Annotated in this window: 17 protein-coding genes and 2 pseudogenes; 6 read left to right on the top strand and 13 right to left on the bottom strand. The window is 70.7% G+C overall.

The window, feature by feature from the left end; all coding sequences use genetic code 11:
- Window positions 1-160: 160 nt before the first annotated feature.
- Complete coding sequence (locus ACY34I_RS18235) at window positions 161-1,198, bottom strand: ATP-grasp domain-containing protein (protein WP_462756185.1); 1,038 nt, start codon at window positions 1,196-1,198, stop codon at window positions 161-163.
- 204 nt (window positions 1,199-1,402) lie between these two features.
- Here ACY34I_RS18235 and ACY34I_RS18240 point away from each other — a divergent pair.
- A pseudogene (locus ACY34I_RS18240) lies at window positions 1,403-2,437 on the top strand (glycosyltransferase); the annotation flags it as partial.
- A 26-nt stretch (window positions 2,438-2,463) separates the two neighbouring features.
- On the opposite strand, the gene ACY34I_RS18245 reads toward ACY34I_RS18240, so the two are convergent.
- From ACY34I_RS18245 to ACY34I_RS18265, 5 genes are all read right to left on the bottom strand, one after another.
- A complete protein-coding gene (locus ACY34I_RS18245) occupies window positions 2,464-3,108 on the bottom strand; it encodes an acyltransferase (RefSeq protein WP_462756186.1) in 645 nt (214 codons plus the stop codon).
- A gap of 155 nt (window positions 3,109-3,263) precedes the next feature.
- Entirely contained in the window at window positions 3,264-4,691 is a 1,428-nt protein-coding gene (locus tag ACY34I_RS18250; RefSeq protein ID WP_462756187.1) for a lipopolysaccharide biosynthesis protein, read from the bottom strand.
- Window positions 4,688-5,638 (bottom strand): NAD-dependent epimerase/dehydratase family protein, encoded by a 951-nt coding sequence (locus ACY34I_RS18255; RefSeq protein ID WP_462756188.1) that lies wholly within the window; start codon window positions 5,636-5,638, stop codon window positions 4,688-4,690. The genes ACY34I_RS18250 and ACY34I_RS18255 overlap by 4 nt, the downstream gene beginning before the upstream one ends.
- 177 nt (window positions 5,639-5,815) lie before the next feature.
- Window positions 5,816-6,805, bottom strand: a complete 990-nt coding sequence (locus tag ACY34I_RS18260; protein WP_462756189.1) for an NAD-dependent epimerase/dehydratase family protein — start codon at window positions 6,803-6,805, stop codon at window positions 5,816-5,818.
- Window positions 6,806-7,234: 429 nt separating this feature from the next.
- A complete protein-coding gene (locus ACY34I_RS18265) occupies window positions 7,235-8,431 on the bottom strand; it encodes an acyltransferase family protein (RefSeq protein WP_462756190.1) in 1,197 nt (398 codons plus the stop codon).
- A 269-nt stretch (window positions 8,432-8,700) separates the two neighbouring features.
- Between ACY34I_RS18265 and ACY34I_RS18270 the strand changes: the two genes are divergently transcribed.
- Window positions 8,701-9,630, top strand: a complete 930-nt coding sequence (locus tag ACY34I_RS18270; RefSeq protein ID WP_148794208.1) for an NAD(+)/NADH kinase — start codon at window positions 8,701-8,703, stop codon at window positions 9,628-9,630.
- 30 nt (window positions 9,631-9,660) lie between these two features.
- Here ACY34I_RS18270 and pgm read toward each other — a convergent pair whose 3' ends face one another.
- Both pgm and glgC read right to left on the bottom strand, forming a co-directional pair.
- Window positions 9,661-11,304, bottom strand: coding sequence for a phosphoglucomutase (alpha-D-glucose-1,6-bisphosphate-dependent) (pgm, locus tag ACY34I_RS18275; protein WP_462756191.1), 1,644 nt, complete (start codon window positions 11,302-11,304; stop codon window positions 9,661-9,663).
- A gap of 32 nt (window positions 11,305-11,336) precedes the next feature.
- Window positions 11,337-12,569: a glucose-1-phosphate adenylyltransferase gene (gene glgC, locus ACY34I_RS18280; protein ID WP_148794210.1), complete on the bottom strand. Its 1,233-nt coding sequence runs from the start codon at window positions 12,567-12,569 to the stop codon at window positions 11,337-11,339.
- Window positions 12,570-12,664: 95 nt separating this feature from the next.
- Between glgC and glgA the strand changes: the two genes are divergently transcribed.
- Complete coding sequence (gene glgA / locus ACY34I_RS18285; protein ID WP_462756192.1) at window positions 12,665-13,873, top strand: glycogen synthase; 1,209 nt, start codon at window positions 12,665-12,667, stop codon at window positions 13,871-13,873.
- Window positions 13,874-13,880: 7 nt separating this feature from the next.
- Here glgA and ACY34I_RS18290 read toward each other — a convergent pair whose 3' ends face one another.
- Window positions 13,881-14,336, bottom strand: coding sequence for a type II toxin-antitoxin system VapC family toxin (locus ACY34I_RS18290; RefSeq protein WP_462756193.1), 456 nt, complete (start codon window positions 14,334-14,336; stop codon window positions 13,881-13,883).
- Entirely contained in the window at window positions 14,326-14,565 is a 240-nt protein-coding gene (locus tag ACY34I_RS18295; protein ID WP_148794213.1) for an AbrB/MazE/SpoVT family DNA-binding domain-containing protein, read from the bottom strand. Before ACY34I_RS18295 ends, ACY34I_RS18290 begins: the two co-directional genes overlap by 11 nt.
- Before the next feature lie 119 nt (window positions 14,566-14,684).
- On the opposite strand from ACY34I_RS18295, the gene ACY34I_RS18300 reads away from it, so the two are divergent.
- The 3 genes from ACY34I_RS18300 to ACY34I_RS18310 all read left to right on the top strand — a co-directional run bounded on the left by ACY34I_RS18300 (window position 14,685) and on the right by ACY34I_RS18310 (window position 20,434).
- On the top strand, window positions 14,685-16,781 hold the full coding sequence (locus ACY34I_RS18300) for an alpha-1,4-glucan--maltose-1-phosphate maltosyltransferase (RefSeq protein ID WP_462756194.1): 2,097 nt from the start codon (window positions 14,685-14,687) through the stop codon (window positions 16,779-16,781).
- Window positions 16,769-18,871 carry a 1,4-alpha-glucan branching protein GlgB gene (gene glgB / locus ACY34I_RS18305; RefSeq protein WP_462756195.1) on the top strand — a complete coding sequence of 701 codons (2,103 nt, stop codon included), beginning with the start codon at window positions 16,769-16,771 and terminating at the stop codon, window positions 18,869-18,871. The genes ACY34I_RS18300 and glgB overlap by 13 nt, the downstream gene beginning before the upstream one ends.
- A gap of 75 nt (window positions 18,872-18,946) precedes the next feature.
- Complete coding sequence (locus ACY34I_RS18310; RefSeq protein ID WP_462756196.1) at window positions 18,947-20,434, top strand: M48 family metallopeptidase; 1,488 nt, start codon at window positions 18,947-18,949, stop codon at window positions 20,432-20,434.
- A gap of 139 nt (window positions 20,435-20,573) precedes the next feature.
- On the opposite strand, the gene ACY34I_RS18315 is transcribed toward ACY34I_RS18310, so the two are convergent.
- From ACY34I_RS18315 to ACY34I_RS18325, 3 genes and pseudogenes are all read right to left on the bottom strand, one after another.
- A complete protein-coding gene (locus tag ACY34I_RS18315) occupies window positions 20,574-20,894 on the bottom strand; it encodes a helix-turn-helix domain-containing protein (RefSeq protein WP_462756197.1) in 321 nt (106 codons plus the stop codon).
- Window positions 20,895-20,970: 76 nt separating this feature from the next.
- A pseudogene (locus tag ACY34I_RS18320) lies at window positions 20,971-21,296 on the bottom strand (type II toxin-antitoxin system RelE/ParE family toxin); the annotation flags it as partial.
- 143 nt (window positions 21,297-21,439) lie between these two features.
- Window positions 21,440-22,480, bottom strand: coding sequence for an App1 family protein (locus tag ACY34I_RS18325; protein WP_462756198.1), 1,041 nt, complete (start codon window positions 22,478-22,480; stop codon window positions 21,440-21,442).
- Between the last annotated feature and the right edge of the window lie 120 nt (window positions 22,481-22,600).

The raw sequence follows: 22,600 nt of genomic DNA on the forward strand, positions 1-22,600 counted from the left end.
GACAGTATGCGACGAATCCCAGCAAAAGCCTCTTACTCACATGAACGACCGGAATGCCGGGGTGGCATGGACCAGCCAGCAGCGAACTCCCACGCCCTGTCAATGTCGAACCGGCCGCTCCAGCTCACGCATCGGCGGGCGGCGGCACCTGCCAGCCACGTCAGGCCGGCCACTGGTTGAGGTACTGCACGATCGCGTCACAGAACACGGCCTCGATGTCGCAGCGGTCGGCGACCTGCCGCCACGAGCCGTCGGACCTGGTGTAGTAGTGCGTCGACCGCTCGGCGGTGACGGTGCCGAAGTGCAGGCATTGGAACTCGATCAGGTGGAAGCGACGGCCGTCGAATCCGACGTCGAGTGACGCCGTGGGTGTGCCGAGCGTGTCGGTGACCTGCTCGGCGTAGTCGAGCAGGGCCGCGCGGTCCACCCCGGCGGTGCTGTGGTAGTCGAAAATACCGCTTCCGCTCGCGCGGAAGTCACCCGGCCGGTTCTGCCGCCACAGCGTGTAGTAGCGGTCAGCGAACCGCAGCACCTTGAAGTCGCCGGTCAGACCGGGGATGAACTCCTGGACGATGAACTTCTGCCGGTGCAACGAGTTCGCGTGGTGTCGTCCACGACGGAGGATCCGCTTGCCGTGCTCGCGCAGCGTCTCGCGCGGGTTGTGGGTGCGGCTGATCTGCCGTGCGACCTTCAGGAGGTCGGCGCGGTTGTGGACGAGGGCCACGTTGAGGGAGCCGGCTCCCACCGACGCTTTGATAACCTTCGGCCACCGTCCGTCCAGCGCGGTTGCGGTCGCCAACTCCTCAAAAGTGCCGAAACTGCGGGTGTGCAGTTCGGCGGCCTCCTTCGGGAACAGTTGAGTACGTAGCGCCTCCATCATCACCTTGTTGTGGTGGGCGCGTAGGAACCGGTAGCCGGGGAGGGTTCTGGCGCCGGATGCTTCGAGCGCCAGAACCAGATCCTCGATCCAGCTCTTGTATTCGAGGCCGGTGTCTTCAGACGAGGTGTAGAGGACCGGCACACCTTGCAGGTCCGCGCCGAGATCGAGCTCTCGGAAGCTGATGACCTCCGGCGTGAATCCCGCTCGGCGGAAATTGTCGGCGAGTCGGGCCACGTCCATGGACAGCAGGGTGTGGACCGTCCTGAAGGTGGAGTAGAAGGTGTCCCGATAGTCGGTCAGGATCAGGATTCTCGTCATATCGGTCCCCGTAGCGCTGTGCGTGGGGCCGGGGTAGTACGGACCCATCGCCGTGACTCGGTAAAAGCACTCATTCAGGTGATAACACCACAATGGCTGATGATCTCTGGCAAGGTGGGGTGCATGTTCGCCGACAAGGCACCCCCCAGGCTGCTCCTGATCGCCGCAGGCCGCTTTCCCGACGGTGACGCCCTGTCCAACCGGATGCTGCACTTGGCCCGCTCGGCCACCCCGCCTGGCAGTACCGCCATCGTGGTCAACGACTGGCCGGCCGACGGGACTTGCCCGCCGAGGAATCCCCCGCTGCCGCCGGACATCCGAGTGGTGACCCTGCCCGTAACGACGGGAGGTCGTCTGGCCCGCTGGTGGCAGCGGCAGTGGCGGTCGGTGCGGGTGCTGGTGGCGCTGCGCCGTACTGGTTTGCGGCCGGCCGACCTGAGCGCCGTCTGCCTGCCGTTGGGGCTGTGGACACTGACCACCTGGGCCGTGCTCCGGCTCGCGGTACGCCGACCGGTCATCGTGGACGTGCTGGAGCGGTATGACCCGCAGCAGTTCGCCCGCGGCCGGTTCGCTCCGCCGTTCATCCGGCATCGGTGGAGCGCGTTCCTCGCCGCCCGGCTGGCTGACCGTACCATCGTGATCTCCACCGCGCTCCGGGACGATTTCGCCCATCGACGACCTACCCTGCTCGTGCCACCGCAGGTCGACCGAGACACGTTCGCGTACCCCGCACCGCCCTCGCTTGCCGACGGGTTGAAGCTGCTGTATGCCGGCACCGCCGGTGCCAAGGACATGCTGGCCGTGGTGGTGGAGGGGATTCGGCGGCTCCCCGATGCGCAGCGACACCGGGTCCGGCTGACCATCGCGGGGATGTCCCGCGAGCAGGCGAACGGTATGTCCGACCTGAACGACTCCGACCTCGATGACATCGACGGCCAGGTCACCTTCCTGGGTCGGGTACCTCGTGAGCGGGTCTTGGCCGAGCTGGCGTGCGCGCACTTCTCGGTCCTGGTCCGGCCCGACGCGGAATACGCCCGGGCGGGTTTCCCGTCGAAGGTGCCGGAAAGCCTCGCTGCGGGGTGCCCGGTGCTGCTGAACCACACCAGCGATCTCGCTCGGTACGTAACGGACGGCCGAGAGGGGCTGGTGCTCGCCGGACCGACGGCGGATGGTGTGCGCGTCGGCCTGCTACGGGCACTCGATTTGAACGACGACGAGTGGCGCCGGATGAGCCGCGCCGCCCGGAAGCGTGCCGAGGAGTTCGACTACCGCTCCTGGACGTCGACCGTGAGCACCTTTGTCGCCAGCGGCGTGGTCGACGTGTCGAACGCGCCCGGTAGGTCTGCCAGCGCGCCCAGTTCCTCGTCGCCCAACCGCCGGTCCGTCGGGTAGAGCGCGCGCTCGTGCTCGCGGATGGTTGCCACCGGCCACCGCAGCCGGATGACCCGTGCCGGGTTTCCGGCCGCGATCGCATAGGGCGGCACCGACCGGGTCACCACGGCGCCTGCCCCGACGACCGCACCGCGTCCGATCGTCACGCCGTGCAGCACAATGGCCCGAGTGCCGATCCATACGTCGTCCTCGATCGTCACGCCGCGGTCGTACCGCTGCTCCCCGGGCTGCTTGCCCACGGCGATCATGGGCCGGCCGACGACGTCCGTGCGGTGGTTCCCGCCCCTGATGGTGACCTCCGGCCCGAACATGACGTTGTTGCCGATCCGGATCCGCCCACGGGCGGCGATCAGCATGGGGCGATACCCGAGGTCGACGTTGCTGCCCAGCTCGATCGTCTCGAACGAGTACACCCCGTCCGGGTCGAAGACGACGTTGTCGCCCCGCGACGCGAACCGGCCGGCGAGTGCCCAACCCCGGACCGCCCGACGGATCCGTCGAGCGGTCGTCCACACCATGTCGGCCGCCGACGCCGGTCCCCACAGGACCGGGCTCGGCCGACCCGCCCGCACCCTCACCGGATCACCCGAAGATCGGCAGGAGTGATGGGAGCGTCATCGTCGGCAGGTGTCGGCGGCCGAGCTCCCGCAGCGAAGTCACCCAGCGAACGCTGTCAAGCATCGTGGTACGCCTCCCGTGGTGTAACAGAGCTGGCAGCTACAGTGGCCAACGTCCGTCGATATCCCACTACCGCAGCGGGCAGGACTGTCGTGGCGTACGTGCACGCGGCGGCAACCGCGACGCCGGTGAGTCCGACCGCCTGGGCAAGGAAGACCTTCGCGGGGATCGACGCCGCCAGGAACACCGACCAGCCGATGAGTTGCGGTCGTAGCACACCGACGCTGTTCTGTGCCATGAACAGCGGCCCGGCGACGGCGAGCAGGACCGACCCGATGGCCAAGGCGGCGAACAGACCGGTTGGCAGGGGCGCCAGGTCAGCCGCGCCGATCCACAGCCGCAGCACGTCGTCGCCGAAGATGACCAACCCCGTGCCTGGCAACGCGACCGCCGCCACGGACAGCCGCGCCATCCGTCGCGTGTTGCGCCTCACCCACGCGACGTCGCCCTGGGCTAGTGCCTCCCCGTTCGCTGGCCAGAGGGGAAGGTTGACCAGCGTGACGAAGAGCGCAAGCAGGGCAAACAGCTTCAGCGCGACCGCATAGGCGGCTGCTTGGTGCAGGCCCAAGACCCGTCCCACGAGGAACGAGTCCAGGTTCATGGAAACGGAGCTGAGCACCGAGATGACGAAGAACGCCGCGCCCAGCCGTAGCAGCTGGCCGGTGCGGGCCAGGCCCACGGCGCTGGGACGGGGCGCCAACCCTGGCGCGCGCCAGCCGAAATGGTGGAGCGTGTTGGCCAGGTTGACTAACGGCACCGCAAGCACCCCGGCGGCGACGACCAGCACCGGGTCCTGGTGGGTGCGAACGGCCACCCAGACCAGTCCGATGCAGACCAGGCTTCCAGCCGCCTGCCACAGGTTACTCCAGGCCACCTCCTGGTGCGCGTACTGGACCCGCTGAACCAGGCTGAGCGGGATGTTCAGCAGGAAGGCGCCGAAGCAAACCACCACCACCGGCCGTACGTCAGACTGCACTGCGGGATCGACGACGCGGAACAGCGCCGGCCAGTCGACGTGGCTCAGGGAGCTCAGTAGCAACAAGAGGAGAGTCGCCGCCACCGCGCCAAGTACGGCGTACGCACTGGAGATCTCGCGCACGGCAGCCTTCCGGTCACCCTCCGCCCGCAACCGGGCCAGTCGGGTCATAAGGCCGTTGCCGAGGCCGAAGTCGGCGAAGAGCGCCATGCTGGTCAGCGAGGTCACCGCCATCCACAGGCCGTACGTCTCGGAGCCGAGGTACCCGAAGGTGAGCGGGGTGACCACTAGCGGCGCCACCAGCCCGACCGCCTTACCGGCCAGGGACGAGACGACACCGATGGCCAGCGACCGGGTACGCGAGCGGGAGGCGGTGCTCTCGTCCCTAACCGCCACGCCCGGTGCCGCCGCTGGGCGGGTCCGTTGCGCCACCGGCTGGTCGGTCATCCCACCGGCTGCTTCGACACCCGTGTCGCGTACCACTCCACCGTCGCGCGCACCCCCTCGGTCCACGGCACCGGCGCCACGTCGGGGAAGAGCGCCCGCAGCACCGCACTGTCCGCCTGGGAGTCCCTGACGTCGCCGGGCCGGGGTGCCTCATGCACGACGTCCAGCCGCCGGCCGAGGACCTGTTCCAGCTCGGCGATCAGTTCAAGCAGCGAGATCCGGGCCCCGAACGCAAGGTTGACGACGTCGGGGGCGGAGACCCGTCGTAGCACCGCGTCGACGATCACCGAGGTGACACTTCCGACGTAGGTGAAGTCGCGGGTCTGCTGGCCGTCCCCGTGGACGCGCAGCGGTTCCCCGGCCAGCGCGGCGGAGACGAACCTCGGCACGACCGCGGCGTACGCGTGGTTGGCGGCCTGGCGGGGACCGAAGACGTTGAAGAAGCGGAAGGGCAATACCGCCATGCCGTAGCAGGCAGCGTATGCAAGGGCGTATGTCTCCGTGGCGAGTTTCGAGACCGCGTACGGGCTCACCGGCACCGGCCGGAGAGTCTCCACCCGGGGCAGGACCGGGTTCGCGCCGTAGACGGAGGACGAGGAAGCGATGACCACCTGGGGTACGCCGTGGCGGCGTGCCGCCTCCAGCACGCTCAGGGTGCCGGTGGCGTTGGCGTGGTGACTTTGGATCGGGTTGTCGATTGAGCGGGGAACCGAGCCGAGGGCGCCAAGGTGGACGATGCTGTCGGCGTCGGCGGTCGCCTCGTCAAGCACGTCGGGGTCGAGGATCGTCCCGGTGATCAGGCGGACGGGGAGATCGGCGAGATTTTCCAGAAAGCCGGTGGACAGGTCGTCCACCGCCACGATCTCAGTCACCTGTCGGACGTCGGCGAGGGCACGCAAGAGGTTCGAGCCGATGAAACCGGCGGCCCCGGTAACGACGATCTTCAAAGGACCTCCTCGTTGCTGCCACACGACAGGCGGCTGTGTGTGCAGGGCGACCGGTCTCCGCCCAGGTCGTTCAACGAGGAGTGCCGTTACAGGTTATGCAAAAACGCCCACTGCTCCCCATTGGTCCGGAGGCAGTGGTGAGGATGCCGGTGCGGCCTCAACCGCCCCACCTGCGCCTCAGCCGACGACCGGCTCGGCCCGGCGCTCGGAGTGTGCGGCCACCCGGGCCCGCAGCGGAACGTGCGTCTGGTGCCACGCGACCGTGGCAGCGAGCCCTTCGGCGAGCGGTACGGCTGCCGCCTGCGGGAACAACTGGCGCATGAGATGGTTGTCCGCCTCGGAGTGCAGGATGTCTCCCACCCGGGCCGGCGCGTACCGCCGGGCGACCGGTCGACCGAGGATCAGTTCGAGCTCGGTCAGCACCGAATGCAGGTCGGTCCGGGTGCCGAAGGCCAGGTTCACGGGTTGGGGCTGGTGCACGTGCCGCCGGACGGCGTCGAGGATGACCTCGCAGACGGTGTCCACGTAGGTGAAGTCCCGACTCTGGCGACCGTCGCCGTGGATGACCACCGGCTCGTCCTGCAGTGCGGCGTGCACGAACTGGGGGATGACCGCGGCGTATGCGTGGTCGTGGCGCTGGCCCGGGCCATAGACGTTGAAGAGGCGCAGGGCGAGGGTGGGCAGGCCGTAGCAGGCCTGGTACGCGGACGCGTACGCCTCGGTGGCGAGTTTGCCGGCGGCGTAGGGGCTGAGCGGGCTGGTCCAGGTCCACTCGCTCTTCGGCAGTTCGGGATTGGCGCCGTAGACCGACGAGGACGAGGCCAGCACGACGTGCCGGACCCCCTCCCGGCGGGCGGCTTCGAGGACGGAGAGCGTGCCGGTGGCGTTGATGCCGTGCGCGGCGACCGGCTCCCGGATCGAGCCGGGCACGCTGGACATCGCGGCCAGGTGTACGACCACGTCCCGGCCGGCCATGGCCCGGGACAGTCGGGCCTCGTCCAGGATGGAGCCTTCGCGCAGTTCCACGTCGAGGCCGGCCAGGTTCGACCTGCTGCCGGTGGAGAGGTCGTCGAGCACCCGGATGTCGGTGACGGCCGGGTCGGCCGAGGCGATCCGGACCAGGTTCGCGCCGATGAAGCCGGCGCCGCCGGTGATCAGCAGTCGCATTCCGAGCCTCCCGCCTCCGCGCATCCCCCGGTCGGCCACGGCAGCGGGGCGGGGCGATGGGCGACCGACCGGGGGGACAGCGGACCGTGTGGTGCACCGGCCGCCTTGGCGTCGGGGTGGATCTCGCAGCCGCATCCCATCGGTGTACCGCCCTCCTGCTGGCGAACCCTGATGCCAGCCTAGAGGGGAATCCTTCTGATTTATCCCATTCTTCCCTTCTCGTGGCAGGCGGGCTGTGTACACCGGCGGCCTGCGGCGGGTCGAACTGGACGAGAATGCCTGGCCCGCCGCTCCGGCCGGCAGCACCACGGTCGAGGGCGTCCGCACCTGACCCTAGGCGGTCAGGCTGCCGCGGCGGGCGTGAAACAGGTGCGCCCGGCAGAGCCCGCCTTCAGGCGAGGCGCGACCAGTCGGCGCCGAAGGGTTCGGTCAGTGCGAGTTCGACCGCGGGACCAGGGCCAACGCTCCGTCGGTCACCGGCGCCCGGTGTTCCGACTGCCTGGGCACCGACGTCGACCCGGTCCCCTGCGATGGCGGCCGGTCGGCGGGCGGCCGCTGCAGGAAGGTCGCCGGCAACCGGCTCGCCCGGAACCGGCGCCGCAGCCAGCCGGAGACCGGCTTTTCGACGTACCGGTACACGAGCCAGGAGATCACCAGGAGCGCCGCCAGCACGACGAGGACCGCGGCCCACGGTGGCAGAACCGCACGGACGTAGTGGATCATGGTCCAGCCGACGTACTCGTGCAGCAGGTAGAGCGGATAGGTCAGCGCCCCGGCGAAGGTCAACCAGCGCCAACCGACCGCCAGGCGATGCGTGGCCACGCCGGCGATGATCAGGAAGAACAGTGTGACCAGCCCCGCCTCGACGATGGCGACCTCGGTCGGGGAGAACGGGTTGTGGACCGGGCCGCGCGGCGTCACCGTGCCCACCATCTCCAGCGCGACCAGCCAGGACGCCCCGACCAGGCCCCACAGGTAGAGGTTGCCTCCATGCCGGTAGATCAGATACAGCGCCATGCCGGCGACGAAGAAGGCGGAGTCCCGGGGGACCAGCAGCTTGGCCAGCAGTGGGACGTCCGTGGCGAAGAGGCCGGCGACCAGCCAGCCCGCGGCGAAGAGCAGCACTCGGCGCGGGGTGTAACCGCGGAGCAGCACGAACACGCCGAAGAGCAGGTAGAACCGCAGTTCGACCGTCAGGGTCCAGTAGACGACGTCGACACTCGGCACGCCGAGCAGCTCCTGGAACATGGTCAGGTTGGTCAACACGTCACCCGGGCGCAGCGGCCTGGTGACGACCGGCCACAGGGCGACCACCGCCGTCGTGGCGAGCACCGCGAACCAGTACGCGGGGTAGAGCCGGGTGATCCGGGCGGTGGCGAACTGCGCCAGGCCGCGTCCCTCGGCGCTCATGCAGATCACGAAGCCGCTGATCAGGAAGAAGAGGTAGACGCCGAGCCAGCCGAACTGGGTGACCGGGACCACCGCGGGTAGCGCGGCACCGTTCGGGACGCCCCAGGGCCGGGAGAACACGGTGAAGTGGAAAGCCACGACGAGAAGTGCGGCGACCAGCCGCAGGCCGTCGAGGACGTACAACCGCGCCGGCGCGATCCTGGAGGGGTTTTCCACATGATCTCCCGATGCTCGGCGCCCGGCGCCGTTCGGCGACCGGGGCTGTCGTCGGTTCGCTGCCTGCGCCGGTTCGACGCCGGCACCAGATCGGCAAACTAGCAGGCCAGCGGCACGGGCGGCAAAAGTCACGCCGGCCCGGCGGGTCGGCGATCCGGGCGGCGAGGGCGATAACTGGCGGAAGGTCGGGGCGTGCCACGGACCACCCCGCCCGCGTCGTCGTGCCCGGTTTGCGCGCCTTGTCCCCGGTCCTGTGGTGAGCTGTACCGGTGGCGGGGTATGTGTTCGGGCTGGTCCTCCATCCCACCCGGGACGTCTCCGAGGTGGTCGGGATCATCGACCGGTGGGCGGCCCGGCACGGCAAGACGTTGGCCGTCCGTGCCGAGGACCGGCACCGGGTCCCGTCCTCCGTGGAGCCGGTCCCGGGGCCGGAGCTGGCCGCCCGCTCGGACGCGTTGATCAGCATCGGTGGGGACGGCACCATGCTGGGCGCCCTGCGCGCGGCGGTACATGATCCGAAGCCGGTGCTCGGGGTGCACCTGGGCCGGGTCGGCTTCCTGGTCGAGGTGGAGCCGCCGGACCTCCCGCGGGCGCTGGACCGGCTGGTGGCGCACGACTTCACCGTCGAGTCGCACGCCTGCCTGGCCTGTGACGTGTGCGGCGACGACGTGGTGGCGTTCAACGACGTCGCCCTGGTCCGCCAGCCGGGGCTGGGCTTCGTCACCGCCAGCCTCGCCGTCGACGGGCAGGAGTACGGCTACTACCGCTGCGACGCCCTGGTGGTGAGCACACCCACCGGCTCCACCGCCTACAGCTACGCCGCCGGCGGACCGCTGGTGTCGCCCGCCACCCAGGCGGTGGTGGTGACGCCCTCCGCGCCCATGTCGGGCATCTCCCGATCGGTGGTGTTCTCCCCCGAGGAGAGCATCCGGTTCGACCTCCGGCCCAGTTCGGCGCCGGTGGCTGTCGAGGTCGACGGCCTCGTGATCCGCGACGCCGCCACCGAGGGCGCGGTGGAGGCCCGCTACGTCCGCGACGCCGGCCTGGTCGTCCGGCTCGATCCCCGCCGCTACCAGGAACGCAGCCAGCTCAAGCTCAGCCTGCTCGACCTGCCGCTGCTGCCCGACCAGCTCCGGGAGTTGCTTCCCGACGAGCTGCGCGAGCAGCTCAGCCGGCGCGAGCTGCCCCCGCCCCGCTGACCGCTGCGCGCCGGCGCCCAGGAGCTGGACTCACGCCTTCGACAGCACCTCGTCGACCAGGGCCTTCGCCTCGTCCTGGATCCGGGTCAGGTGCTCGGGTCCCTGGAACGACTCGGCGTAGATCTTGTATACGTCCTCCGTGCCGGAGGGCCGGGCAGCGAACCAACCCGACTCGGTGGTCACCTTCAGCCCGCCGATCGGCGCGCCGTTGCCGGGGGCGGTGGTGAGGATGCCCGTGATCGGCTCGCCGGCCAACTCGGTCGCGGTCACCTGCTCCGGGGAGAGCTTGCCGAGCACGGCCTTCTCCTCCCGGCTGGCCTGCGCGTCGATCCGGGCGTACGCGGGCGCGCCGAAGCGCTCCGCCAGCTCGGCCCAGTGCTGGCTGGGGCTGCGCCCGGTGCTGGCGATGATCTCCGCGGCGAGCAGGCAGAGCAGGATGCCGTCCTTGTCGGTGGTCCAGGTGCCGCCGTCCCGGCGCAGGAAGGACGCGCCGGCGCTCTCCTCGCCGCCGAACCCGACCGCCCCGTCGAGCAGGCCGGGCACGAACCACTTGAAGCCGACCGGCACCTCCAGCAGCGGGCGGCCCAGGTCGGCGGCCACCCGGTCGATCATCGAGGAGGAGACGAGGGTCTTGCCGACCGCCGCCGCGGGCCCCCACTGGTCCCGGGTCCGGAACAGGTGACCGATCGCCACGGCGAGGTAGTGGTTGGGGTTCATCAGGCCGCCGTCGGGGGTGACGATGCCGTGCCGGTCGGCGTCGGCGTCGTTGCCGGTGGAGACCTGGTAGCGGTCGCGGGCGGCGATCAGCGAGGCCATCGCGTTCGGCGAGGAGCAGTCCATCCGGATCTTGCCGTCGCCGTCGAGGGTCATGAACCGCCAGGTCGGGTCGACGGTCGGGTTGGTCACCGTCAGGTCGAGCCGGTGCCGCTCGGCGATCTCCCCCCAGTACGCCACGCTCGCCCCGCCCATCGGGTCGGCGCCGATGCGCACCCCGGCGTCGCGGATCGCGGCGATGTCCAGCACGGCCGGCAGGTCGTCGACGTACCGGGTCAGGAAGTCGTACTCCCCGGTGGTGTCGGCGGCGCGCGCCCGCGCGTACGGGAGGCGTTTCACCTCCTTGAGCCCGGCGGTGAGGATGGCGTTCGCGCGGTCCTGGATCCACTTCGTGACGTCGGTGTCGGCGGGCCCACCGTGGGTGGGGTTGTACTTGAAGCCGCCGTCGTCCGGCGGGTTGTGCGACGGGGTGATCACGATGCCGTCGGCGAGGCCGGTGGTCCGCCCGCGGTTGTGCGTGAGGATGGCGTGCGACAGGGCCGGGGTCGGCGTGTAGCCGTCGCGGCTGTCCAGCAGCACGGTGACCTCGTTGGCGGCGAGCACCTCCAGCGCGCTGACCGCCGCCGGGGCGGAGAGCGCGTGGGTGTCCCGGGCGACGAACAGTGGCCCGTCCACGCCGCGCTCCCGCCGGTAGTCGCAGAGCGCCTGGGTGACGGCGAGGATGTGGTCCTCGTTGAAGGCGTTCTTGAGGCTGGACCCGCGATGGCCGGAGGTGCCGAAGGAGACCTGCTGCGCCGGGTCCGCCGGATCGGGGTGCTCGGCGTAGTAGGCGGTGACCAGCCGGGGTACGTCGACCAGGTCGGCGGGCTCGGCGGGTTGGCCGGCACGGGGGTGGGCCACTGCGGGGACCTCCTCGAAGAGATGGACGGCGGTCAGGGCTCGACGGTCTGGCCCTTGCCGATCACGACGATGCCGTTGTCGGAGACGGTGTAGCGCTGGCGGTCCTTCTCCAGGTCGACGCCGATCTCGGCGCCCTCCGGGACGTAGACGTTCTTGTCCAGGATGGCCCGTCGGACCACCGCGTGTCGGCCGATCTCGACACCCTCCATGAGCACCGCGCCGTCCACGTGCGCCCAGGAGTGGACCTTCACCTTCGGCGAGACGATCGAGTTCTCCACCAGCGAACCCGAGATCACCGACCCGGGCGAGACCATCGAGCTGACCGCCCGGCCGACCCGTTCCCCCCAGGCGTGGACGAACTTGGCCGGCGGGTACGGCGGCTGGTTGCTGTAGATCGGCCAGTCGAAGTTGTAGAGGTTGAACACCGGGTGGACGTTGATCAGGTCCATGTGGGCGTCGTAGAACGAGTCGAGGGTTCCCACGTCCCGCCAGTAGCCGCGGTCCCGGTCGGTGCTGCCGGGCACCTCGTTGTCCTTGAAGTCGTAGACGTTGGCCTCGCCCCGCTCGACCAGCATCGGGATGATGCTGCCGCCCATGTCGTGCTTGCTGGTCTTGTCCTCGGCGTCGCGCTCGACGGCCTCGCAGAGCGCCCTGGTGGTGAAGACGTAGTTGCCCATCGAGGCGTAGATCTGGTCGGGTGCGTCGGGCAGTCCCACCGCGTCGGTGGGCTTCTCGCGGAAGGCTCGGATCCGCCGGCCGTCCTCGCCGACCTCGATCACGCCGAACTGGTCCGCCATCGACAGCGGCTGGCGGATGCCCGCCACGGTGACGGCGGCGCCGGAGGCGATGTGGGCCTCCACCATCTGCCGCGGGTCCATCCGGTAGATGTGGTCGGCGCCGAAGACGATCACATAGTCCGGCTGCTCGTCGTTGATCAGGTTGAAGCTCTGGTAGATCGCGTCGGCGGAGCCGGCGAACCACCACGGGCCGCGGCGCTGCTGCGCCGGCACCGGGGTGACGTAGTTGCCGAGCATGGTCGACATGCGCCACGTCTGGGTGATGTGGCGGTCCAGCGAGTGGGACTTGTACTGGGTCAGCACGACGATCTTGAGATAGCCGGCGTTCGCCAGGTTGGAGAGGACGAAGTCGACCATGCGGTACATCCCGCCGAAGGGGACGGCGGGCTTCGCGCGGTCGGTGGTGAGGGGCATCAGGCGCTTGCCCTCCCCGCCGGCCAGGACGATCGCGAGCACCTTGGCAGCCATGCTCAGACGCTATCGATCCCGCCCCAAGTTCACCACTCGTACGGGCACAGTTCTGCGCCGGGTGCGCGGCGCGGAACTGCACTAGGGTGCCGGGCATGACGGATTCGGCTCGGCTGCGCGTTGATCTGCTCACCCGGGAGTACCCGCCGGAGGTGTACGGCGGGGCCGGGGTGCACGTCGAGTACCTGGCGCGCGAGCTGCGCCGCATCGCCGACGTGCGGGTGCACTGCTTCGGCGCGCCGCGCGACGAGCCGGGCGTCACCGCGTACGTCGAGCCGGCCGCACTGGCCGACGCGAACCCGGCGCTGCGGACCATGGGCGTCGACCTGGAGATGGCGGCCGGCTGCGCCGGCACCGACGTGGTGCACAGCCACACCTGGTACGCCAACCTGGCCGGACACACCGCGAAGCTGCTGTATGGGGTGCCGCACGTGGTCACCGCGCACAGCCTGGAGCCGCTGCGGCCGTGGAAGGCCGAACAGCTCGGCGGCGGGTACGCCCTCTCCTCCTGGTGCGAGCGCACGGCGGTGGAGTCCGCCGACGCGGTGATCGCGGTCAGCGAGGGAATGCGGCGGGACGTCCTGATGGCCTACCCGGCGGTGAACCCGGACCGGGTGCGGGTGGTCTACAACGGCATCGACACCGGGCAGTACGCCCCGGACCTCGGCACCGACGTGGTGGACCGGCTCGGCATCGACCCGTCCCGCCCCAGCGTGGTCTACGTCGGGCGGATCACCCGGCAGAAGGGCCTGCCGTACCTGCTGCGGGCGGCCCGGGAGCTGCCCGCCGACACCCAGCTCGTGCTGCTCGCCGGCGCCCCCGACACGCCGGACATCGCGGCCGAGGTGGAGCAGCTGGTCGCCGAGCTGCGGGCCAACCGCTCCGGGGTGGTCTGGGTGGCCGCGATGCTGCCCAAGCACGAGGTGATCCAGGTGCTCACCCACGCCACGATCTTCGCCTGTCCGTCGGTGTACGAGCCGATGGGCATCGTCAACCTGGAGGCGATGGCCTGCGAGACGGCCGTGGTGGCGACCGCCACCGGCGGCATCCCCGAGGTGGTGGTCGACGGCGAGACCGGGCTGCTGGTGCCGATCGACCAGGCCAGCGACGGCAGTGGCCGGCCGCTGGACCCGGCGCGGTTCGTGGCCGACCTGGCGGCCCGGCTCAACGAGCTGCTGGCCGACCCGGCGCGCACCGCGGAGTTCGGCCGCGCCGGGCGGCGCCGGGCCGTGGAGCACTTCTCCTGGGACACGATCGCGCAGCGGACGCTGGAGGTGTACCGGTCGGTGGGCGCCGCCGGCTGACCAACGCTCAGGTGCTGGGCGAGACAACCGCCAGCTTGGGGAAGTACGTGCGGTAGCGGGCACCGTCCCGGGTCAACAGGCGGTAGCCGCACACGGCCGCATGGGCTCCGATGTAGAAATCCGCGACCGGTGAACGCTTGGTGCCGCCCTGCGCGCGGTACCTCGCGTACGCCTTGCCGGCGAGGAAGCCCGCCGGATACGGCAGTTCCTCGCGCAGGAAGTCCGCGGCCGGCAGCGCCTCGTCGAGCTCCTCGATGCTGGCGAAACGCACCGACACCTCGGCGTACACGATCGGGTTGATGACCAGGGCGCCGGTGTCGCGGGCGGCGGCCAGGGCGTTGCCCGACCATTCGGCCCAGCGCGGGTCCTCGGTGTAGATGTCCAGCAGGACGTTGGTGTCGACCAGGGTGGTGGCCGCGTCATCCGATCGGGTGGGGACGGCCCGGACCAGCTCACTCGCCACGAAGCAGTTCCATCAACTCATCCGTGGACATCCCCTCGGCCTGTCGGGCTCCCCCACGCCCGCGCATGTGCCGGACCAGGCGTTGCCCCCGGCTCTCCGCGCCGCTCACCCGCACGATTCGCAGCGCGCCGCCCTCCTCGACGACGTCGACCTCGTCGCCCTCGTGCAGCCCGTGCCGGGCACGCAGGGCGGCGGGGATGGTCACCTGGCCTTTGCTGTTGAGCTTCATCCCGCCTCCTCGTGACACGTATTACCAATGATACGTGTCAGAAGGGTTCCGCGTAGGCCCGACAGGTGGCGCACGCCTCGACCCGAGCGCGAAGCGATCTCGCGCAGTAGGTTGAACCGGTGAGTGGACGGTTCCCGATCGAAGGCGTCTCCCCCGTCGTCTCCTGCGGTCGCTACCCGGCCAAGGCGGTGGTGGGCGAGCTGGTCCCGGTGTCCGCCCGCGCCTACCGCGAGGGACACGATGCGCTCGGCTGCAACGTGGTGTGGCTCGGCCCGGACGGCGTGGCCCGCCCGTTCACCCGGATGCGGCCCGGCGAGCCCGGCCAGGACCGCTGGCACGCCACCATCCGGCCGGACGCGGTCGGCGCCTGGCGATTCGCCGTCGAGGCGTTCCACGATCCGTACCTGACCTGGCAGAACGCGGTCACCAAGAAGCTGGCCGCCGGCCAGGGCGCGACGGAGCTGGCCAACGACCTGGCCGAGGGCGCCCGGGTGCTGGAGGCGGCGCTGGAGCTGGTCCCGGACGCCGACCGGGCGCGGGTGGGGGCGGCGGCGGCCGCGCTGCGCGACGACGACCGGGAGCTGCGCCGGCGGGTCGGCCCGGCGCTCGACCTGGCCGCGCTGCTCTGGGACCACCCGGTCCGGGAGCTGGTCACCACCGGCGACGAGTACCAGCTCTGGGTGGACCGGCCCCGGGCCCTCTTCTCCGCCTGGTACGAGTTCTTCCCCCGCTCCGAGGGCGCGATCCCGGCCACCGTCGACGCGCCGGCCCGGTCGGGGACCTTCGGCACCGCGACGGAGCGGCTCCCCGGGGTCGCGGCGATGGGCTTCGACGTGCTCTACCTGCCGCCGATCCACCCGATCGGCCGGGTCAACCGCAAGGGCCGCAACAACTCGCTCACCGCCGGGCCGGACGACGTCGGCTCGCCGTGGGCGATCGGCGCCGCCGAGGGCGGCCACGACGCCATCCACCCCGACCTGGGTACGCCGGAGGACTTCCGCGACTTCCTCGCCGCCGCCGCCGAACAGGGCTTGGAGGTGGCGATGGACCTGGCGTTGCAGTGCGCCCCGGACCACCCGTGGGTGACCGAGCATCCGGAGTGGTTCACCACCCGGGCCGACGGCAGCATCGCGTACGCGGAGAACCCGCCGAAGAAGTACCAGGACATCTACCCGCTGAACTTCGACAACGACCCGGAGGGGATCCGGGCGGAGATCCTGCGGGTGGTGCTGCACTGGGTCGGCGAGGGCATCCGGATCTTCCGGGTCGACAACCCGCACACCAAGCCGTTCGACTTCTGGCACTGGCTGATCTGGGAGGTCAAGAAGATCGAGCCGGACGTGCTCTTCCTCGCCGAGGCGTTCACCCGCCCGGCGATCATGCACGGCCTCGGCAAGATCGGCTTCACCCAGTCGTACACGTACTTCACCTGGCGCACCAGCGCGGCGGAGATGCGGGCGTACTGCGCGGAGCTGGTCGCGGCGGCCGACTACATGCGACCGAACTTCTGGCCCAACACGCCCGACATCCTGCACGAGTCGCTCCAGCACGGCGGGCCGCCGATGTTCAAGATCCGGGCGGTGCTGGCCGCGCTGCTCTCCCCCTCCTGGGGCATGTACGCCGGCTTCGAGCTGTTCGAACACGTCGCCCGCCCCGGCGCCGAGGAGTACCTGGACAACGAGAAGTACGAGCTGCGCCCCCGAGAGTGGGCCGAGGCCCAGGCGCAGGGCCGCTCACTCGCCCCGTTCATCGCCACCCTCAACCGGGTACGCCGCGACAACCCCGCCCTGCACCGGCTGCGCAACCTGCGTTTCCACGACATCGACAACCCGGCCCTGCTCTGCTGGTCCAAGCACGACCCGGACACCGGCAACACCGTGCTGGTGGTCTGCTCGTTCGACTCCCGCGAGGTGCAGTGGGGCAACACCACGCTGGACATGCCGGCGCTCGGCCTCGACTGGCACGAACGCTTCACCGTGCACGACGAGCTGTCCGGGGCCAGCTACGAGTGGGGACAGCGCAACGCCGTCCGGCTCGACCCGTACCTGCAACCCGCGCACGTCTTCACGGTGCGGCGGCCCGACGCGCCGGCCGCACCGGAACCGGAGCACCCGGCGGCGCCCGACCTGACCGTCGAGGACGTACCCGCCGACCTGTCCGGCGGCACCGCCCCGACCGCACCGGCCGTGGAGGATGACGAACGATGGAGCAGCTGATCTCCGGCGAGGCGTACGACCCGCACACCGTGCTCGGCGCGCACCCGGCGGCCGGGCGCACCACCGTCCGGACCATGCGCCGGGGCGCGGCCGACGTGGTCGTGCTCGTCGGCGACCAGCGGCACCCGATGAAACGAGTGCACGACGTCGGCGTCTTCGAGGCCGTGCTGCCCGGCGAGGTGCTCGACTACCGGGTCGAGGTCGACGGCACCGTGCTCGACGACCCCTACCGCTACCCGCCCACCCTCGGCGAGCTGGACCTGCACCTGATCGGCGAGGGGCGGCACGAGCGGCTCTGGGACGCGCTCGGTGCCCGGGTGTTCGACGAGGGCGTGGCGTTCACGGTCTGGGCGCCCAACGCCCGCGGGGTCCGGGTGGTCGGCGACTTCACCGGCTGGGCGCCGGACGACGGCTGGCCGATGCGCTCGCTCGGCGCCAGCGGGGTGTGGGAGATCTTCGTGCCGGGCGTGCCGGCCGGCGCCCGCTACAAGTACCGGATCCTCGGCGCCGACGGGCACTGGCGGGACAAGGCCGACCCGATGGCCGCGCGCACCGAGGTACCGCCGGCCACCGCCTCCGTCGTGCACCACTCGACGTACGAGTGGGGCGACGCCGCCTGGTTGGAGCGGCGGGCGAAGCGGCGACCGCACCAGGAGCCGATGAGCGTGTACGAGGTGCACCTCGGCTCCTGGCGGCCGGGCCTCGGCTACCGGGAACTGGCCGAGCAGCTCACCGAGTACGTGACCGGCATGGGGTTCACCCACGTGGAGTTCCTGCCGGTGATGGAGCACCCGTTCGGCGGCTCCTGGGGCTACCAGGTCACCGGCTACTACGCCCCCACCGCCCGGTTCGGCGACCCGGACGACTTCCGCTACCTGGTCGACCGGCTGCACCAGGCCGGCATCGGGGTCCTCCTCGACTGGGTGCCGGCGCACTTCCCGCGCGACGAGTGGGCCCTGGGCCGCTTCGACGGCACCCCGCTGTACGAGCACCCCGACCCGCGCCGCGGCGAGCACCCCGACTGGGGCACGTACGTCTTCGACTTCGGCCGCCGGGAGGTGCGCAACTTCCTGGTGGCCAACGCGCTCTACTGGTGCGAGCAGTTCCACGCCGACGGGCTGCGGGTCGACGCGGTGGCCTCGATGCTCTACCTGGACTACTCCCGGCCGGAGGGCCAGTGGGTGCCCAACGTGCACGGCGGCCGGGAGCATCTGGAGGCCATCGCGTTCCTGCAGGAGACCAACGCCACCGTCTACAAGCACCACCCCGGCGTGGTGATGGTCGCCGAGGAGTCCACCGCCTGGCCCGGCGTCACCCGCCCGACCGGTGAGGGCGGGCTGGGCTTCGGCTTCAAGTGGAACATGGGCTGGATGCACGACACCCTGCTCTACACCTCGAAGGACCCGATCTACCGGCAGCACCACCACCATCAGCTCACCTTCTCCCTGGCGTACGCCTGGAGCGAGAACTACGTGCTGCCGATCAGCCACGACGAGGTGGTGCACGGCAAGGGCTCCCTGGTCGGCAAGATGCCCGGCGACACCTGGCAGCGGCTGGCCAACGTGCGGGCGCTCCTGGCGTACATGTGGGCGCACCCCGGCAAGCAACTGCTCTTCATGGGCTGTGAGCTGGCCGACGACCGGGAGTGGAGCGAGGAGCGCGGCCTCGACTGGTACCTGCTGCACGACCCGGCGCGGGCCGGCGTGCAACGCCTGGTCGGCGACCTGAACCGCGTCTACCGGGCCACCCCGGCGCTGTGGGCGCAGGACACCGAACCCGCCGGCTTCCGCTGGATCGCCGGGGACGACGTCGCCAACAACAGCGTCTCGTTCGTGCGGATCGCCCCGGACGGCGCCACGCTGGTCTGCGTGGCGAACTTTTCCGCCCGGCCGCTGGAGGGCTACCGGGTCGGCCTGCCGGCCAGCGGCACCTGGACCGAGGTGATCAACACCGACGCCGAACACTACGGCGGGTCCGGGGTGGGGAACCTCGGCGCGGTGCACGCGGAGAGCGTGCCCTGGCATGGGATGGCCGCCTCGGCGACGCTGCGGGTGCCCCCGCTCGGCGTCCTCTGGCTCCGCCGCGACTGAGTCCACCGGAAAGGGTCTTGTTCCGCTTCCTCCCCCGTCGATAACGTGCTCCGGCGAATCGGGGAGGAACAACGGATGATGACGTCGCTCCGGGCACTGCTGTCCGTCGCCCTGCTCATCGGCTTCTACGTCCTGGCGTTCGGCCTGGTCGTGGCGGTCGGCGCGGTCGGATTCGGGATTGGCACGGACCGGGACAGCTCCGGCAACGTTACGGTTCGGCCGTTCCTGATCGGCGGTGCCATCGCCCTCCTCGTCGCGCTGGTGGTCGCCCTCGGCAGGGTGCTGGCCCTCCGACCGTCCCCGCCGGCGGGCGTCCGGCTCACCCCGGAGCAGGCCCCACAGCTGTGGGAGATGGTGCGGGACCTCGCCGCCACGGTGAGCACCCGCGAGCCGGACGAGATCCGGCTGGTCGCCGAGGCCAACGCTGCCGTGACCGAGGAGTCGAAGCTGTTCGGCCTGATCCCCGGCTGGCGCACGGTGATCCTCGGGCTGCCGTTGCTGCGGTCGTACACCGTCGACCAACTGCGGGCGGTCCTCGCGCACGAGATGGGGCACTACTCCGGGCGGCACACCGCGATCGTGCGCCTCGCCCACCGGGGTCGGATGGTGATCGTCGAGACCGTGCGATACACCATTGACGGCGTGCTGAGCACGATTCTCTCCTGGTACGCCCGGCTGTACGTCGCCGTCGAGCAGGCCGTCAGCCGGCAGATGGAGTTCGAGGCGGACCGCTACGCCGTGGGCGCTGCCGGCCGCGACGCCATGGTCAGTGCGCTGCGCGAGATCCGCGTGGTGGGCACCGCCTGGGACGAGTACCTGGAGCGACATGTGCTGCCCGCCTACGACCGCGGGCACCTCCCGGAGGACCTGTTCGGCGGCTTCGACGCGTACCGGGCCGCGTGTGAGGAGGGGATCCGCGAGCGCAGTGTCGAGGTGGCCCCGGCCGAGCCGGCCTGGTGGGAGTCCCACCCGCCCATCGGGGAACGGATCGCCGCGCTGCGCTTCCTGCCGGACGTGTCTGTCGCCGTGGACGCCCGCCCCGCCAGCATGCTGCTGCTTGACCTCGAAACGGCCAGCCGGCAACTGCAGGTGGGCCTCTTCGAACGTGCCGGCATCCGGCTGCTGCCCTGGGACCGGCTCAGCCCGACCCTCGCGCACCGGTCGGCCCTGGGCCTGGCCCATCCGCTGTTCCAGGCCGCCACGCGACTGACCGGGCGCCCCGACGCCGACCTCGACCTGCTGCTCGACCTCTTCACCGCCGACCGGTACGCGGACCTCGCCAGGGAACTGACCCCGGACGCCGACGGTGAGGACGGTCTGTTGGCGTTGACGGCGGCCTTCGAGGGCGCGGTGGAGGCAGCGGCGGTCGACTCTGGCGCCGCCACATGGCGGCATTCCTGGTCCGGGTCGCCGGAACTGCTCACCACCACGGGTGGACCGCTGCCCCTGGGCGAACTGGTGGAGTTGGCGGCCGACCCCGCAACCGTGCCGGCCGCCCGGGAACGCCTCGCCGCCCTGGGGATCCGCTCGTCGGCCACGACGGTCGGCGCGGGCACCGCCTGACGATGCGGCTGCCGGGTCCGGGCGCGACCGGCCCCATCTGGACAGTGCGACCCGGACGTCGACGCGGCGGCCCGGATCGCCAACCGGCAGGCCGTGTTGCCCCGCCGACGTCCACGCCGGCGGTCTCGGCGACTGCGACTCAGGCAACCTTAAGTTGCTCGTCACCGAAGTCGGCGATGAGCTTCAGGGTGCCGCCGAGGGCTTCGATGTACCGGTTGAGCACGTCCTGCGTGGAGACCGCGCCACTTTCGATCTGTGAGACACGTGCCGTCGAGACGTTCATCCGGTCCGCGACCTGCTCCTGCGTCAGGCCGCGCCGCTTTCGCAGGTCCGCGAGCCGCCAGCCCCGCGCCTCGTCGAGCATCTTTCCCATGGCGGCGTCGAACGCATCCTGACCACCGGCGGTTTCCACTGCCCGCTCCAGATGCCCAGACTCTCGCCAACGGCGAACTTCGCTCATCGCCCCAACTCCTTCTCGCGTTCCTTGCCAGCAGCGCGGCGTCGATGGCTCGACCGAAGGCGACGAACCAGGGGTCCAGATAGGTCGCGTACAGGTCCTCCGCCTCAGGTATCGCGTCTCGGTACCACCGGCTCCACTGCCCCGCCTTGTCACCGGCGACCAGGAGGATCGCGGAGCGCCATGGGTCGAGCACGAACAGGATCCTGATCTCCGTACGCCCGCTCGACGGCGGACGCAACTCCTTCATGTTCGAAATCCTCGACGCGGTCACGGCGTCCACGAGAGGTCGCCCTTCGGTGGGACGTTTCGCTCAAGCACGAGGATCGCCTGATTCACAAGGCGATGGCTGGTCGGGTCCGCCTCGTAGAGATCGTCAAGGAAGCTCTCGACCTGGGCGGTCATCAAGATCTCCCAGTTCACCCTGCCCCCTCAGACGACTCCGACAGGTTAAGCATATCCTTAAGTCTGCGTGTTCATTGGCTACGCTCGCGGCGGCTCCGCGCGCCGGAATCCCGCCCGAGATCACGCGGACCAGAATGCGTAGCTCAGACCAGGCCCGCGTCCCGCAGCAGCTTCCAGAGCCCGGCGCCGTCCGGTGCGGAGAGCCACTTCTGGCCGACCGGGCCGGCGGAGGGGCGTCCGGGCGCGGCCGGCAGGCTACCGGCGAGCACCGACTGGGTGGGCGACAGCCGGCGGATCGCCACCCCGGCCACGTTGTCCGGGTGCGCGGCGGCGAACTCGCGGTAGATCTCCTGGTCGTGCTGCCCGTCGTCGCCGATCAGCAGCCACCGGACGTCCGGGAACTCCCGGGCCAGCCGGGCCAGGGTGGCCCGCTTGTGCTCCTTGCCGCTGCGGAACCACCGGTCGGCCGTCGGCCCCCAGTCGGTGAGCAGCAGCGGCCCCGCCGGATAGAGGTGCCGGGAGAGGAACCGGGTGAGCGTCGGGGCGACGTTCCAGGCGCCGGTGGACAGGTAGAAGACCGGGGCGCCGGGGTGGGCGGTGACCAACCGCTCGTACAGCACCGCCATGCCGGGCACGGCGGCCCGGGCGTGTTCGTCGAGGACGAAGGTGTTCCAGGCGGCGAGCAGCGGCCGGGGCAGCGCGGTGACCATGACCGTGTCGTCGATGTCGGAGAGGATGCCGAACCGGACGTTCGGGTCGAGCACGCGGACCAGAGCCTCCACCGGCTCGGCGTCGGGGACGCTGAGGCGTACGGAGGCCCAGCCGGGGATGAAGTCGGCCTCGATGACGGTGTCGACGAAGCCGCTGCGGTCCGCCGTCGTCTCGTGGCGTACGTCGCCGGCCTCGATGGTCACGGTGGCGTACTTGGCGGGCAGGGTGGCGAAGCTGCGCCAGCCGCGGACCTTCTCCGGCCGGGCCCGCTGCCGGACGTCCGGGCGGCCGAGCAGCACCCGGCACAGCACCCGCGCCCAGCCCGGGGCGCCGTACCCGGCGTACGCGATGATGTTGACCCGCCACCCGGTGCGCCGCAGCCGGCGCGCCACCAGGTTGTGGACGGCGTCCTCGATCCGTGCGGCCCGGTGCAGCCGCGGTACGGCGAGTTCTCCGGCAGGTGTGGCGGGCACGCTGCCACCCTGCCACACCGGGGCGACACCGGCCACGCGAGTGCGGCCGGCCCGACTCCGCCGATCCGCCCCGCCCCCGGGCGGCACCGTGACAAACTGCGGTCGGGACGACGACGGGGG

This window comes from Micromonospora sp. RTBAU3-60 (assembly GCF_054963695.1).

Excerpts from the sequence above, each read along its gene's own strand:
- glgC (WP_148794210.1), bottom strand. The coding sequence starts at position 12,569 with ATGGCTGCCAAGGTGCTCGCGATCGTCCTGGCCGGCGGGGAGGGCAAG.
- ACY34I_RS18260 (WP_462756189.1), bottom strand. The coding sequence starts at position 6,805 with ATGCGACTGCTGATCACCGGCGGCGCCGGCTTCATCGGCGCGAACCTG.
- ACY34I_RS18295 (WP_148794213.1), bottom strand. The coding sequence starts at position 14,565 with ATGAAGCTCAACAGCAAAGGCCAGGTGACCATCCCCGCCGCCCTGCGT.
- ACY34I_RS18235 (WP_462756185.1), bottom strand. The coding sequence starts at position 1,198 with ATGACGAGAATCCTGATCCTGACCGACTATCGGGACACCTTCTACTCC.
- ACY34I_RS18250 (WP_462756187.1), bottom strand. The coding sequence starts at position 4,691 with ATGACCGACCAGCCGGTGGCGCAACGGACCCGCCCAGCGGCGGCACCG.
- ACY34I_RS18245 (WP_462756186.1), bottom strand. The coding sequence starts at position 3,108 with ATGGTGTGGACGACCGCTCGACGGATCCGTCGGGCGGTCCGGGGTTGG.
- glgB (WP_462756195.1), top strand. The coding sequence starts at position 16,769 with ATGGAGCAGCTGATCTCCGGCGAGGCGTACGACCCGCACACCGTGCTC.
- ACY34I_RS18310 (WP_462756196.1), top strand. The coding sequence starts at position 18,947 with ATGATGACGTCGCTCCGGGCACTGCTGTCCGTCGCCCTGCTCATCGGC.
- glgA (WP_462756192.1), top strand. The coding sequence starts at position 12,665 with ATGACGGATTCGGCTCGGCTGCGCGTTGATCTGCTCACCCGGGAGTAC.
- ACY34I_RS18315 (WP_462756197.1), bottom strand. The coding sequence starts at position 20,894 with ATGAGCGAAGTTCGCCGTTGGCGAGAGTCTGGGCATCTGGAGCGGGCA.